This window comes from Pseudomonas frederiksbergensis (assembly GCF_003732665.1).
GTDB classification, from domain to species: Bacteria; Pseudomonadota; Gammaproteobacteria; order Pseudomonadales; family Pseudomonadaceae; genus Aquipseudomonas; species Aquipseudomonas frederiksbergensis_G.
The window spans coordinates 561,935-575,258 of sequence record NZ_MOBP01000012.1; the positions used below are offsets into that span (position 1 = coordinate 561,935).

The 13,324-nt window shown below is 50.5% G+C and carries 13 protein-coding genes; 2 read left to right on the forward strand and 11 right to left on the reverse strand.

The features are described from left to right. The first annotated feature begins 221 nt into the window (after positions 1-221). Positions 222-554 carry a hypothetical protein gene (locus tag BK665_RS19760; protein ID WP_123408311.1) on the forward strand — a complete coding sequence of 111 codons (333 nt, stop codon included), beginning with the start codon at positions 222-224 and terminating at the stop codon, positions 552-554. A 1,061-nt stretch (positions 555-1,615) separates the two neighbouring features. Here the strand turns inward: BK665_RS19760 and BK665_RS19765 are convergent. The 4 genes from BK665_RS19765 to BK665_RS19775 all read right to left on the reverse strand — a co-directional run bounded on the left by BK665_RS19765 (position 1,616) and on the right by BK665_RS19775 (position 4,223). Further along, positions 1,616-2,026, reverse strand: a complete 411-nt coding sequence (locus BK665_RS19765) for an antitoxin Xre/MbcA/ParS toxin-binding domain-containing protein (RefSeq protein ID WP_123408312.1) — start codon at positions 2,024-2,026, stop codon at positions 1,616-1,618. A gap of 27 nt (positions 2,027-2,053) precedes the next feature. Continuing rightward, positions 2,054-2,431: a hypothetical protein gene (locus tag BK665_RS34325; protein WP_148053242.1), complete on the reverse strand. Its 378-nt coding sequence runs from the start codon at positions 2,429-2,431 to the stop codon at positions 2,054-2,056. A 19-nt stretch (positions 2,432-2,450) separates the two neighbouring features. Further along, a complete protein-coding gene (locus BK665_RS19770; protein WP_123408313.1) occupies positions 2,451-2,864 on the reverse strand; it encodes a DUF6957 family protein in 414 nt (137 codons plus the stop codon). A 627-nt stretch (positions 2,865-3,491) separates the two neighbouring features. Beyond that, complete coding sequence (locus BK665_RS19775; protein WP_123408314.1) at positions 3,492-4,223, reverse strand: metallophosphoesterase; 732 nt, start codon at positions 4,221-4,223, stop codon at positions 3,492-3,494. Positions 4,224-4,467: 244 nt separating this feature from the next. Between BK665_RS19775 and BK665_RS19780 the strand changes: the two genes are divergently transcribed. Beyond that, positions 4,468-4,944 carry a helix-turn-helix domain-containing protein gene (locus tag BK665_RS19780; RefSeq protein ID WP_123408315.1) on the forward strand — a complete coding sequence of 159 codons (477 nt, stop codon included), beginning with the start codon at positions 4,468-4,470 and terminating at the stop codon, positions 4,942-4,944. 218 nt (positions 4,945-5,162) lie between these two features. Here the strand turns inward: BK665_RS19780 and BK665_RS19785 are convergent, their stop codons facing one another. The 7 genes from BK665_RS19785 to BK665_RS19815 all read right to left on the reverse strand — a co-directional run bounded on the left by BK665_RS19785 (position 5,163) and on the right by BK665_RS19815 (position 13,252). Further along, positions 5,163-5,426 (reverse strand): hypothetical protein, encoded by a 264-nt coding sequence (locus BK665_RS19785; RefSeq protein ID WP_259699631.1) that lies wholly within the window; start codon positions 5,424-5,426, stop codon positions 5,163-5,165. Further along, positions 5,419-5,934 (reverse strand): hypothetical protein, encoded by a 516-nt coding sequence (locus tag BK665_RS19790; protein WP_123408316.1) that lies wholly within the window; start codon positions 5,932-5,934, stop codon positions 5,419-5,421. The genes BK665_RS19785 and BK665_RS19790 overlap by 8 nt, the downstream gene beginning before the upstream one ends. 975 nt (positions 5,935-6,909) lie before the next feature. Beyond that, positions 6,910-8,706, reverse strand: a complete 1,797-nt coding sequence (locus tag BK665_RS19795) for a TniQ family protein (RefSeq protein ID WP_185076580.1) — start codon at positions 8,704-8,706, stop codon at positions 6,910-6,912. Between the two features lie 360 nt (positions 8,707-9,066). Further along, the gene (locus BK665_RS19800) at positions 9,067-10,035 is read right to left on the reverse strand and encodes a TniB family NTP-binding protein (protein WP_259699632.1); all 969 of its coding nucleotides are present in this window, start codon (positions 10,033-10,035) and stop codon (positions 9,067-9,069) included. Next, positions 10,032-11,915, reverse strand: a complete 1,884-nt coding sequence (locus tag BK665_RS19805; RefSeq protein ID WP_123408318.1) for a TnsB C-terminal domain-containing protein — start codon at positions 11,913-11,915, stop codon at positions 10,032-10,034. The genes BK665_RS19800 and BK665_RS19805 overlap by 4 nt, the downstream gene beginning before the upstream one ends. A gap of 11 nt (positions 11,916-11,926) precedes the next feature. Then, entirely contained in the window at positions 11,927-12,436 is a 510-nt protein-coding gene (locus BK665_RS19810; RefSeq protein WP_148053243.1) for a hypothetical protein, read from the reverse strand. A gap of 312 nt (positions 12,437-12,748) precedes the next feature. After that, a complete protein-coding gene (locus tag BK665_RS19815) occupies positions 12,749-13,252 on the reverse strand; it encodes an Lrp/AsnC family transcriptional regulator (RefSeq protein ID WP_123408320.1) in 504 nt (167 codons plus the stop codon). Between the last annotated feature and the right edge of the window lie 72 nt (positions 13,253-13,324).

Below are 13,324 nucleotides of genomic sequence, written 5' to 3' on the forward strand. Positions count from 1 at the left end.
CTCATAGCTTATCTCCACTATCTGCCCCACTCGCTGCTGGCAAATTCTGTGCATTGGTAACGGCCTTAACACGCCGCACTTTTTAACATTGCTGAAAAGCCAGTAGTTTTTTTCATTCTCCACGGCCGGCCATCATTTACTAAAAAAAACAACGAACAAGGTGGTTGCAGCCCCGTTTGCTCCAATTTTACAATTATCTCAAAACAAAAAAGGAGATGATCATGAATTACAAATCAGCAGAATATATCAAGCAATACAATGAAGAGCTGGGCAAAGATTCCCACTGGGAAATTCAGCTATGCAATGACGAGGAGCATGAAGGTTTCTTCGCGATTTATCATTTGAACACTCACCCATCTGATCCAGGAAGCGCCGTTTTAATTGGGTATATTTCTATCGCGACACCCGTTCAAACGCTGATCGGTTTCGAATCGCTGTGCCATGATTACTACAATTGTGGACAAATGGTAGGCATCAAATCCCATGTCAATTTTCTACTGGGTCATCAGAACACACTATTTGCAGGTGAGGACGGGGACACGGACGTAGAATGACTAAAGCTTAAATTTTTTAAGCAAAAGCTAGAGAGCCCACTGGGTTAGCATAAGCGGGCTTTAGGCCACCCAACTCTTAGGTTGGCATAATTATGACTGTGGCTAGGAAACACTGTTTAATGCCGATTCAAAGGCAATCCATTTCCTTCTGTTCCATGTACCGTCAACTGATGCCATCAACACCCAAAAAAATCGGCCAGGCGAAGATATTCCAATGCGATCCATATCGCCGTCAAATCGTGATTATCACCTCCTCGCCAACAGCATGCCGCACACAAAAAACAGTCCTGGAAGCTGACCTGGTTTGGTAGCGCAAGACAGCTTTACCCGAACCTCCAGGTGCGGGCTGAAGTAAATGATACGCATGAAAAAGTTTGGCTCGAAGATACGGCGACGCGTCAGCAAGCGGCCCGGTTACAAACCTAAATCTACGCCCAATTGATCCTCCTTCATCTCGTCGGTGGCCAGGCCATTGACCACAAGATGCCCTCGCAGCAGATGAGACAGATGATTTGTTAAGCGCGATCCGATCTCGATGTAGTTCTCTGAGATGCTGGCATATAAATCTCGACTGCTCACTACGTTTTGCAATACCCGAACGCACGGTAACCCGAGCTCGGATACTTGTACTAGAGCCGGCCAATCATATATGGGTACACGCTTGTAGCTGGTGAGCGCTTCTTCAACCAGCCGCACAAATTCAGTGACACCACATGTCTCATACACTGAACACCAAATGGCTAAATCACGTTTCCTATACATCACCTTCCCTTATTACGAGTTTTTGCGTGGCATGAGCCGGTGAAACCGGAATTGGACGAGGATCAGAAAGCGAGCCTGCGTCATTTATCATCGAGCACGAGCGGTGCGTTTTGGTCAATGTCCCCGTCACGTCTAGCAAGGTGACGCATGCGACCAACTCCATTGGCAAAGGCCGCACTGTTCGGGCTGTTGAAAAATGCCGGTGCTCAATAAAGTCAGCATCTAGGCTACTGCGGAGTACTCTTTCGAGAAGCTCCCCGTTTGGCGTCCTGTTTGTCAGCGCGTGAACAGGAAAGCATTCAAGTGAGTACGCCGTGTTCGAGCTTTCCGATTAGATCGATCACGGCGCTCGCGCCCTCCTCCGTAATGAGCATTTCCAAAGGTGGCTTTGAGTTAAAACAACGCAGCGGCGAGCGTAAGAAAGCCCTGGCTGCCTGAACGTCGCCTTCGAACAGTTCGCAGCAAGCCTGTAGAGCAACGATCAATCCATACAAACGTCGGCTCTCCCACAAAGGAAAAAATCCTACAGTCGTCGCGTTCGACAAGAGTTCGGAAGAAATCCCCATGCGCTTACCAAGCAGATCTTCATCGATACACAACATCTCGACTAGAAATCGAAATGAGGGAAAAGGCATACGGCGCCTAACGACATCGTGAAATTGAATGCCTGGCGGAGGCAAATTCACAGTGACCCAAATGTCTGTTTTCATGGATTCAACGAGGAGCTTTCCGTGAGTTCATGCGTAGTCGCTTGAGGGTGACCAGTTGACGTGATCAAGGCATCGTACGCTGATCCAACGCTCCCCTCCCAAAGTCCCGGCTTGTCCACAAACTTCGCAGGTCGACATTGACCGCTGCTCTGCACAAGTAACCATTTCACGGCACGCCGCATCACCACCAGAATAGTAGAAGCGTAACCCTCCGAATTTTTCCTTGACCTGACGCACCTGAATCGGCGGCAGCTCAGGGTGGGCATCCATGTAAGTTTTCAGCGTGCGACAAAGCTGATTGATTAAATCCAGCCAACCTGGCAGACATCCGATTTCGCGAAGAGGCGCGCTGCAGAAAAACGTTGGGTAACGATCACGCAGGACAGGCAGTAGATGTTCAATCATTGGATTTTGTGCTCGCTTACTAATACGCAGATAGTGCCTGAACAGCGGGAAAGCTCGCATGCTTGCGCGCGCCTTGGCCTGCCAGGATGAAGATCGTGTCGTTACTTTCAAAAAAACAGCCGTCAAAATCACGTTGATATCCGCTTACGATCCTATCGCCAGGCTGGTACTTGTTCTGGCTGTCGAACACCGCTGCATGGGCATACAAAAGTGTCGCCTCAAGCCCCTGCGCTTTGATTTCTCGCTCCTGAATTTCTGGGAGCATCACATCCAAAACCATCCAATATCTGACGATGCAAAAAGGCTTTTCTCTGAAGGTGTCGGCGGCCAATTCGATCAACTCAACGTCGCCAAGTTTTGAGCCTCCTAGAGGGCGTGCTGAGCCGAACAGTAAATCGCCCAGCAGGTCTGCATCCGTATTTCTTGTATTCATAATCTCGCTTCAACTCTTGCCGCGGGTACCAGGCCGAGAATCATTTTCCCGATCCTCGTTACCACCTGGATAACCCGAAGCTTTTTTGCGACGTATATCCGCATTTGCAGATCGCTCAGTGATAAATCCGATTCATATAGAGGTTGTTGCCACCCGGCCCCCAACTGACTACCAGGTACCGACTTCCAGCAACGGTTTGGAATATTGCATAGCCATTGACGAATTCGACGCTTGTAATCCTTGACGTGCGGATGCTGGCGCCTTCGCGAAAACGCCCCGTTGTATCGCCATATACTGTCCCCATCAGTATTGGAGGGCTATCGACAGCTGCGAGCAAATACGCGGATATCGGCGTACCGAAATCCATTTCCATTGCCATGGCGACTGCTGGCGGAATCGATGGGCCACGCTCTAGCCGGCTCATAACGCTGCAACAGTGAAGTGCATCTGAGTCACCAAGGGTCGTATTTGGTCTTTTCTATGCATCATTCAAAGTCCGCATATCATGAAAAATCGGACACCGCCCGGCGCGTTGAAAGCATTGGAATGTAGACACGGTCAATATGTGCCAGAAACATTTCACTGGCTTGAAGGCGCACTTAGTGGGCGCATGCCGTCTGACCCCACTCATGAAAGGCTAACCAACAGACTAGGATCAAAGCCAGTGTCTTCGCGCGGGTAACCGCGAGGGTTAGAGACCACACGACACCGGCCTAGCTTGACGTCGACGGCGCGATGCGTATGACCGAAAACCCAGAGATCCGCTTTTTCCAGGAGCGCATGCCAGCAGTTGGAGTAAGCAGCGATCAGATGCCCCTCATGCTTATCCCCGACTACTTCGGGCACCGGTGCGTGATGCGTCACGACAACTGTTTTGCCGTCGAACGGTTTGTCCAGTTCATGGGCGAGCCAGTCGTGCGTTGCATGATTTCGGCTGACGAGGTCACCGGGGCGCAGTTTACGGAAGCTGTCATCAGCAAGGATCACACGGAAGTCATTCATCCATTCCGATGCAGTTTGGGCAGCTGCCACGACATTTCCGGTGGCGGAGAAATCAGTCCAAGCAGTGGCGCAAAGGAACCGTGTTTGATTCCAAATAAAGGTCTCGTTTTCCAGGACGTGGACATACGGCAAGGCGGTTTCCTTCATTTTTAGAAGCGTGTGATCAATGTGGCCACCATAGAACTCATGGTTGCCGCACACGTAAACCACCGGACAGGAAAAGGTCTCGCCGGCCCAGATTACGCCTCTCGCCTTTGTGTGGATGTCGCCGGCGAGAATGACCAGATCCGCGGCGACAGCTGGTGCCTTGAAGAGAGCAAATTCGTTGTGCAGGTCTGAGTAAATTCGGAGCTTCATGGTGAACAGGCAACTTCGATTAAGGGATATATTGATAGCCGTCTTGCCGCACTCACATTTCGGGCTAACCGATTAGAGACGCAAGGAAAAGATCAGCACGGATTGCATGCACCTGGATCAGCCTCATCCCAGCAAAGGACGATCCATGTGAAAGCCGTAGCCAAGTGAAATCCCAGTACGGGGACTATATTCCATGGAATGGGATTGATCAATATGGCTTTATCCTCAGCTTTGGGGATTTGTAATGCCGTTGAGAGATCCGTTGGCAGCAGTCATCCGCCTCGTTCGGTCGGCCCGTGGTCTGGCGAAAGAAGATTTCCATGGCCAAGTGGATGCCAAGCACGTCTATAACTTGGAGCATGCCAAGGCGAGCGTAACCCTCGATACGCTGGAAATCCTCGCTGACCATTTAGATGTAGAACCGCTGGCTCTCCTCACCGTTGCTGCCAGTTTTGAAAAGCAGCAGTCCCCCGAAGACTTTCTCAAATACCTCAACGAAGAGATCAACAAACTCAAGGATCTGGGAGTTTTGGAGGGATTGCCGACGCAGTTCGTAGACGGCGCCCTGAAACCACGACTGCCAGGTCAACGCACCTCGCCGGAGAAGGTCGACGCGGTGCTGCGCTGCAGAGCACACGGGCTGACTCAAAAGCAGGCTTCGGACATTCTGGGCATGCCGACGTCCACGGTTGGAAGAATCTGGAAGCGCGTTGAGGAGTGATCGATCCCCATCTGTAACCCCTGACGGGCCTTCTCACTCTGTGAGGCTTTTCAGCCTGCTAAGACCCTGCGCACGAGAATAACGTTGCCTTGAAGGGCTGATGGGGCTTCAGTCACTTTCTTGGCCTACTCGGTCAATGTAAGGCCAATGGCAATGTTACTGTCAGCGAGTCGGGGATGCTGGAGTAGCCACAACAGATAATGCGCCATGCATAGACTTCACTGCTGTACGGTACGCTTGCTGCGCTTTTGAGTCTTCGCCGGTTTAACGGCCTTGGATTTATCCAGTTGCAGGGCTCTACCTGGATCGACCAGCGTCATGATGTCCAACGAACTGAAATCATATTCGCGAGCCAACTTATCCAGCTCAGCCAGAAATTTTGCGGCTTTTACAACTTCAGGATCGCTTAGAAGTGGCACTATCGCCTCATACTCCATCGTTATCCTATTGCTGAGTGCAATAAACTCTTCAACACTAGTCATGAGACTTTCCCTCGATCTCGTAATCATGATCTTCTACCTCGACCATTAAAGCGAGATCATGGCTAGCTTTGGTGACTGGATCAGTACCAGTTCTGGGGTCAGACCCTATGCTTGGTTCTGAAACTTCTGTTCGCTCGGAGACAGACTCCAACTTCGCATCATGCACAAGTGGAAACTTACTCGAAGAGCTGGCAGTCTCCGGTGACTCTCGAGTACGCCCGGATTCTAATCGCTGAATCATCTCCAGCAGTCCAGCGTTGGTTTTCGCCTTCAAGCTGACTGCATCACCACCTGCTTGATCAGTCGAGCTTTCATAACGAGCCATCAGTAAGTCAAACACCTGTTTCAGGGTGTACCCATGCCGCTTGGTCAGCTCTTCAAGCTTGAAGTAGAACTCGACGTCAAGCTTGTAATCCAGGCCGTCTTGCTGCTTCTTGAGGCTGCGCAAGGCCTGCTCAAGCTCAAACTCCTTGAGCCTGTATTCGACAAGCGTATGCGCTCTGGCCATCAGTTACTCCGGCTTCGCGAAGGGATTCGTAAGGCGACATACCCAGTATAATAGCCTTGAGACTCCAACAATACTTTTATCGATATTATAGAGTCAGCCATAAATATCCATACCTATCAATGACTTAGTAAACGCCACCGCTTCCACCCTGACCATTTGTCGGACGATGAATGTGACGCCATATTGTTGGTATTTTGGATCATGAGCAATATTCAAGATCCGAAAACCCTTAGAAACCACTGTTGCTTATGGAGAACCAATCCCTCACAGCAGATGGTTTGGGTACGCTCATCTCCATACAGGTCGTAAAGTCAATTCAAGGGTAAATGGTTATTCACGGGGGGTAGGCGTATCTCAGTCAGTTTACGCGGTCTACCCTGCCACCCCCAATATACCGGTAATCCAATACATCGCTGACGTCTGCAATCGTCACGATTACCCTATTTCGCCCTGAAAAAACAGGGAGTTATATCGTTTACAGAATCTCGATTCTAGAGGGACTTTCGTTGCTTCTGAATTTATGGTGCCAGCGTTATCATTTTCCTAATTTCAGCATTTTCTCACTAAATAAGCCGCCAGTCCTCCGAGCTGAACTGGCTGGCTCGCTTAGGCGACCTCTTTCAGGAGCTAATAGGCTACAACTGCAAAGGTTTGCGCGGACAGCCTGCCGACAGGCAGACAGAAAGGCTGGGTGGTTGGGTGGCTGGGTGGCTCAAGAACGGGCGAGGTCTATAGACGTGGCAATCAAATCGTGTGCGACGCCGATCGGCCTATAGGGCGTTGGCATCCAAAGTAGCTGAAGTAGTTGGGGAATAATCAGCCCGGAATATAAATATTTACAAGTATGGGAGACTGCGTCGACTGTCACAATCAACACAGTTAAAGCTACTACGACTCCTAAGCTGAACATATTTTGAAAATTGCAGCGCTGCGTAGCAGATTTTACTTACCGAGTAATCGATGTGTACGCAGTAACTACAACAGGTCTTTAGGGTGTTTACGATAGGGACGAACATGATTATCAAGCGCCCAAGCGATACTTTCAAACTCTCTTTCGTTGAGTGTGGATTTTGCCAGCTCGAGGTAGCTGTATTTCTGTCCTCTACTCAAAGCCAGGAATCCAACCGCCCCTACTTCACTCCGGGTTACTGGGAATGGAATGGTATAGGGTCGAGTGGTGGTGCGTATGAATTCTGCTTCGGTTGAATCAATCACGCCAAATCCTATTCCCAGCATCCAATAGGCGACTGCTACATCTCGAGGACGCGACGTATCGGGGTTTAGTTCAGCTGCTACTTCTCCGCGCTGCCGCTTCCTGGCGGATGACGGCTTTGTTAGCCGGAAAAAGAAATACGATCTTGCAAAGCCTTGCGCACCACTCTCGTTTAGGTCTTGAAGCCAACACGCCAGCAGGAATTCTGCCGCTTTAGCTGAAGGCTGGGTGGTGGCGCTCAATCCAAGAAACCACGATTGGACATGGGCTGCCAAGGCCACTAGGCGATCACTGTCCAACTCTGATTGTTCGGAAGAAGAGTGTTGGAGGGGGAATTTGGTGGGCAGTCTGGATGCCGGGCTTTCCGTGTACTCCGCAAAGGCTCTCCACGCCTTGTCCAGGATCGTGAAACCCGGGGTAACGAATCTCTCAAGCAGTGCAGGCGTATCGTGCCGTAGGCAGACACACCGGCGCGGCTGGCGCCATTCGAGACGCCAGGCCGGACTAAGCCCCGATGCAAGATCGCACCTGAAGCACTCAGGGCAATAGTTGAGTGCCCGTGGGTACGGAATCATGTCTGTTGAGAAGGTTTTGAATTGTCCAGAGATGTAAAGACGATCAGCCACGCTCAACGATTGGAGTAACTCAAGATTGCCGAATTGCATATCCGGGTCGGTGCCGCCCTTACTGCAGTGGTGCACCAACTCATCCACGAGCAGGAATTCGATGCTGTGTTTCATCGTCTGGCTTAGCCTGGCGATCCACGAAGAGAAGGACTCGTTGTCGATCGCAGGAACTGAATGGCGAAGCTTAGTCGGCATTAACCCTGATGCAATAACGAGCTCCTGCAGATCGTCCCCTGTTCCACCTCCGGTTTCCTCCCAATCAGGGGCAACTGTGGCTGGATCGGCGTCTGACCACATGAGCAACTGCTGATGCGTGTATTCCTGCTCCTGCTCCTGCTCTTGCCTCTGCTCCTGTCCGGTTTCCGGTGCCTTATTAGGTTGATGGTATTCCGTTGTTGCCTTGGGTAAGGAATCGTCTACGATCTGCTGGATCAGTGTGGTGACCGTGCGTCCTACCCACCCTCTTGACTGCGCGTGCACTGCATCAGCATTAAGGCGCTCTAGACCCCCGGGCGGACACGGTGGCTGGACGTGAAGCGCTACATTTCTGATGAAATCATCAAACTCCGAGCCCGCTGGCATGGGACGCAGCCAGGTTGTTCTGCACCCTATAAATGCTTCTTTCAAGGCAACAGTCATCCATTTAAACGTGCCAGGAACACCGAAGAAGACGAACCCCGCTTCAGGACTTGCCAGGATCAATTTGACCATCGTCGCCGTGTTAGCCAAATCGGCGATCTGATCATTACCGTAGATCCCTAAGTCAGGAACAATGAAAGACTCATAGTTCCGGGCTTCTAATACGCCAACCTGTAAGGACTCAAGGCTCGAGGACGTGGATCCGGCCCTTTTGCTGAGGTTGGGCGGAATCTGAAGGGCTGCGTCCAGATTGAATTTGAAGCTATCAGGATCCAGGACAGCCACCTTGTCCATGATAAGAACTCGTTGACCTTCAGCTCGGAGTCTAAGGTCAAGCTGCCTGGCGAGCGCTGTAGCGCCGCAACCGGAGTCGCCTATGACGAGCATTACTTCCCTTTGAACCCGGGATGTCAGATCAGCGCGACAGGTCAGGAACTGTAGGCAGTCGTCCAGGGCAGATTGATTACCCGAAATATCAGACCAAAACTCATGACTGTCATGTCCGATCAAAGCTGCACTCCTTTTTCAGGGTTTCGCTAGGGGCGGTACTGAATATCCAGTTCTGCTGGGGCACTGTCATCCTGATGGGTCACTAAGCCCGTGGATTCAAGCTCAAAATAGGCCTCAGAAATCCCTGATGTCGACGCGGTGAAATCACCTAACCTGAGGAGCAGCGTCTTGTTGAGGAGTCGGCCGGATAGCCAGATGCTTGAGCGCGTCGTCCATGCCTTGCATGCTGTTCCATGCCTTCAAGATGCTGTCTGCATTAATGTATTCCTGACCACTCTCAACCGCCATTCGGCACGACTCTCTCAGGATCTCTACGACTGCGCGGCGCGAGCAGTACGAAATGGAAACCCGATTTACCATGACCGTCGTCATAGCGCTGTCCCTCAAATTACTGATGAGCTTATCGTTCACAACTGAAGGCTGATTAAGCGGCATGTAATACAGATAACCTTTGACGAAGGACTCACCTTCATAATCAGCTTTCCATTCGGAAAGCATTGCCTTACGGAGGCTGAATCGAGTGCTCAGCGTATTATCACTCTCGAAGACTTTACCGAATCCATCGGCTGTCCCACTCAAAATCACATTCAACTGCCAATCCGGGCCAGCGAACCCCTTAATTGCACCATATTCGCGATTTATCCGTTTCACAGACAAGGTCTGTTCTACGAGCGGAATCTCATCAATGAATACACCGCGAACGTTGTGCTCCCTGATCAGCGATTGAGCCAGCGCTACGTCCCAGTAGGAAAGGGTCAGGGGTCGTTTGTAAAACCTGATACCAATCTCAGCTAGGAACAGTTTTGTAATGTTGAGGTTTGCAATATTCTTCACAAGGTCAATGTAGATGATCTTCCCGGCCCACTGCGAGTCAGGTAGGAAGCTCTGCTTCTGCCACCGTTGGCCCAGCGAAGATTTACCAAGCCCTGGGTGTGCGATCAGAGACATGCCGGGATTGGAGGTGCTGCGGGGGAGAGACAATAGGCGTTGAGCACTTTGTTCAGCCGCCATCGCCGTAGGATGTAAGAGAAAAACGTCTCGCATGCACGCAAGCGCCCTCTCCTCGCGTGGCAAATCTAGCAACTTTTGAGTCCGCTCGCTGAGGTGATTCATAAGTCATCATCTCCCATCATGGGTGGGGTTGGGCCCCGTTGTTGTGGTGCAGAGTTCGCATCAGTAGAGGGTGTGATATCCTTCGATATCTGGTCGGCCGGAGGCGATAAAGAGGTAATCACACGACTTTGAAGTTCATTAGCCTCTTCCAGCCTTCTTCGCTCCCCCTTCGTGATAAGTCCCTTCATCAGTTCTCGCTGCTCATTGAGCGACAACAATCCAGCGATCGTTAACTGCCCAGGGGGCAAGCCAGTCTTCTTTTGTATGTTCCATTCCCACATACTTTTCGGTATTAGATCTGGATTCTTCAGCTTGATTTCTACCCACCTACCCTCAAATTCAACCCATGCCCGGTGTAAGTTGTTATAATCGAGTTTTACCCTGACGGGCTCGCCCACTCGGTTCTTATAGGGCCCTACCTCATAAAGTAGTTCAAGCGTTAATATTCCTTCGCGCCTGACTCTGACGTGCTGTTCATGGAGAATATCTATCCAAAACTGCAGCGGATCTTTCAGAGTTCGGGGGATTTTAACGACACCATCGTGAATTCCGAAGCTACTAATCCACTTTTGATTTGGGGTTTTACCGTCATCCCCAGGGCACTCGTGCCAAATGCATATTTGCGTGATAATTAGTATAAAAAGATCCGTGAGACTGTATACGGCCATCGATTGAGGATCCTCACCGCGGGCCATTTTCCGATTTGACGCTATTGCGCCCCGCAACCGCTGCATGAACAAAGGATTGATCTTGCCAATACCTCGCTCAACTTTACCTCCACTTTGCGGACGCAGCCGTGGCTCGGGCGCGATGTTGTGCTTCGCTAGTGCCGCTAGGGCAGTTTTAGCGTTCAGGTCACCGCCTCCATCCACTCGATAGCGCTCAGCTGCTCCATACTGTATCCAGAAAAACGCACTCGACAGTCCAAATTCGGCGAGCAGCGCATCTTTTGGATTAACTGCCATAAACATCGCATCCGCCAAGGTATTCCTTGAAGGGTATCGAAACGTTAGAGCAAATCCCAAATAAGAGCTTGTATGATCATCGACAATGATTGTTAGATTTGGTCTACCTAGCCACTTCCCAGTCACCGGGTCAATTGCGTGGCAATCAAGCGGGCTATTGTCTGCGTGGATCAATTCTAAAGCGTGGGTGGTAGATGAACCGTGATCAAAAGTGTCAAACTTATCACGAGCAGCCTTGACCCCTTTGTCCTTTGCCAAAGCTTCGCGTGCTGAAATCTGATTGTACCGGCGCCTGATGGTAGCGTCAGACGGCGGCTTTTTATTTTGGGCTAAACACCGCCCTCTAACCCCGTTGATTACAGCTTGTACCGTTCCTCCAGGGCCGGTATGGTCTTCCTTCGCGGCAATTGCGATTAAATCTTCAATATCCTGATCGAACCGGGTCGCCCCCTTCATCCGTCCGGATATACCGGGCACGAGGCTTTCCCAATTGGGCCATCGCCGGTATCTGGCCAAGAGATCATTGAGAACACTCTGCCCGATCTCTAACCGTTTCATTGCTTGGATTTTAACGGCTTTTGTTACCTTCTTAGCTTCATGCAGTGGTTTGATAACGATCTCTCGCGCCTTAGCTTGGAGAATCTGTTCCGGCGTGTAACGTGATACCAGTTTAGGTTCATTCTCTTCCTGAGCTAGTTGCTCAACTTCGGCAAGCGTTTCATTTCGAATACGATCCGTGAGTTCAGAGTTTATTTTTAATATGTTATCACGCGGCGTGTTGAAAGGAGGTGACAGCATATCTGAGGCTTGGACAATATAACTGTCCAGTGTCACATCATATCCGATTACGGTAAAAACCCCACTCACGGTGGTGCTAAATACGGATTCACCTATCCGAAATTCCATTATTTCCATGATTATCTTGCCTATATACCACGGTATTTTTGCCTTAGATCAGTGTTAAGGCCTTCTAGGCGAGACCTGACAAGTCCAAGCGTTGGAAGAGCAAGGTCATATTCATCGCACCGGCAGCACACGTGCCTCCAGCAATCGGTGATGGAATACGAGGAGTGATAGAAACGCTTAAACTCCTGTTGAATCACATAGGTCATAATTGCTTTGTTTCGGTAATTGGCTTGCGCCTCCGAAGTCAGGCGTAAGTAACGTACGAAATACTCGCCAAAGCGCTGGGGCAATTTTTCCAACGATAACGACGCATTAAGCTTCAGAGCTTTTTTGACTTCCGCCATAACATGTTCCTCGAAGGTTTCAATTCCATTGGACAGAACATGAACACGCGGCGGGGCCAGTGTCATCTGAAGGCCGTCTGACAGCCTACAAAGGCGGACTGCCTCCCGAGGCAAGCGGTGAATGCTGGTGATGACCAGAAGATCAGGGCTCATGTCCGAGTTTGCGAAAGCGCCTACGTAGCTCATGATTGCGTCCCTCGACGCAAAAAGGTGTTGGATGCGTCGTATGAAGAGAAGCATAGCTGTAGGGTGGGAAGCCGAAAGTACCGGTTGTCCAAAATACCGGAGGTATATAACCTATTGATTTATATAGACATACTTTCAGATATCTCCGTTTTTTTGAGTCAAACTGCCGTAAGTTTGTGCAACTTTTTTTGGAAGCTGTTGGGTTTCAGAGGGTTACTGGATGGCCGGAGATAAGTGACATTGGACAACTCGTTGCTGGCTATCTCTTGCAACTGCTGGGAATCAAATTCCGTGACAAGGAAATGAAGAATCTCACAAAGACTGAATCGATTTGGGTATCGCAATACGGCTACTGGTCTTGACCTCGCGCAAAGCCAGACTGGACTGAATGGAGGCAATACCCACCTGACGTCTGAGCACCTGCTCGATAAAGTCGCTGTAGCTATCAAGATCCTCTGCCAGCACTTGCAACACATAATCGGCATCGCCGGTGATCTTGTGACAGGACAACACTTCGGGCAATTGCGCAATCACCGCCTCAAAGGCGTCGGGAGCATGATCGGCATGGGTGGAAAAACGGATGTGTACAAACGCCATTATGTCCAGCCCCAGCATGCGTCGATCAATGTTGGCTTGATAGCCCTTGATGACGCCCGCCCCCTCCATTCTCTTGCGCCGCCGCCAGCAAGGCGTAAGGCTTAACGACAGGCGCTCGCTGAGCTCGGCGTTGGAAATGCTCGCATCCTCTTGCAGCAACGTGAGTATCGCGAGGTCAGTCTCATCGAGACTGATACGTTTGGACGATTTTTTCTGCATTACGCCAATCCTGAGTAAAAAAGCCCGAATAATCTAGCAAGCCACGAAAACAAAGCAAAGAAAGCGCACCCA

Coding starts and splice junctions, on each gene's coding strand:
- BK665_RS19760 (WP_123408311.1), top strand. CDS start 222: ATGAATTACAAATCAGCAGAATATATCAAGCAATACAATGAAGAGCTG.
- BK665_RS19765 (WP_123408312.1), bottom strand. CDS start 2,026: ATGAAAACAGACATTTGGGTCACTGTGAATTTGCCTCCGCCAGGCATT.
- BK665_RS34325 (WP_148053242.1), bottom strand. CDS start 2,431: ATGATTGAACATCTACTGCCTGTCCTGCGTGATCGTTACCCAACGTTT.
- BK665_RS19770 (WP_123408313.1), bottom strand. CDS start 2,864: ATGAATACAAGAAATACGGATGCAGACCTGCTGGGCGATTTACTGTTC.
- BK665_RS19775 (WP_123408314.1), bottom strand. CDS start 4,223: ATGAAGCTCCGAATTTACTCAGACCTGCACAACGAATTTGCTCTCTTC.
- BK665_RS19780 (WP_123408315.1), top strand. CDS start 4,468: ATGCCGTTGAGAGATCCGTTGGCAGCAGTCATCCGCCTCGTTCGGTCG.
- BK665_RS19785 (WP_259699631.1), bottom strand. CDS start 5,426: ATGACTAGTGTTGAAGAGTTTATTGCACTCAGCAATAGGATAACGATG.
- BK665_RS19790 (WP_123408316.1), bottom strand. CDS start 5,934: ATGGCCAGAGCGCATACGCTTGTCGAATACAGGCTCAAGGAGTTTGAG.
- BK665_RS19795 (WP_185076580.1), bottom strand. CDS start 8,706: ATGGACAAGGTGGCTGTCCTGGATCCTGATAGCTTCAAATTCAATCTG.
- BK665_RS19800 (WP_259699632.1), bottom strand. CDS start 10,035: ATGAATCACCTCAGCGAGCGGACTCAAAAGTTGCTAGATTTGCCACGC.
- BK665_RS19805 (WP_123408318.1), bottom strand. CDS start 11,915: ATGGAAATAATGGAATTTCGGATAGGTGAATCCGTATTTAGCACCACC.
- BK665_RS19810 (WP_148053243.1), bottom strand. CDS start 12,436: ATGAGCTACGTAGGCGCTTTCGCAAACTCGGACATGAGCCCTGATCTT.
- BK665_RS19815 (WP_123408320.1), bottom strand. CDS start 13,252: ATGCAGAAAAAATCGTCCAAACGTATCAGTCTCGATGAGACTGACCTC.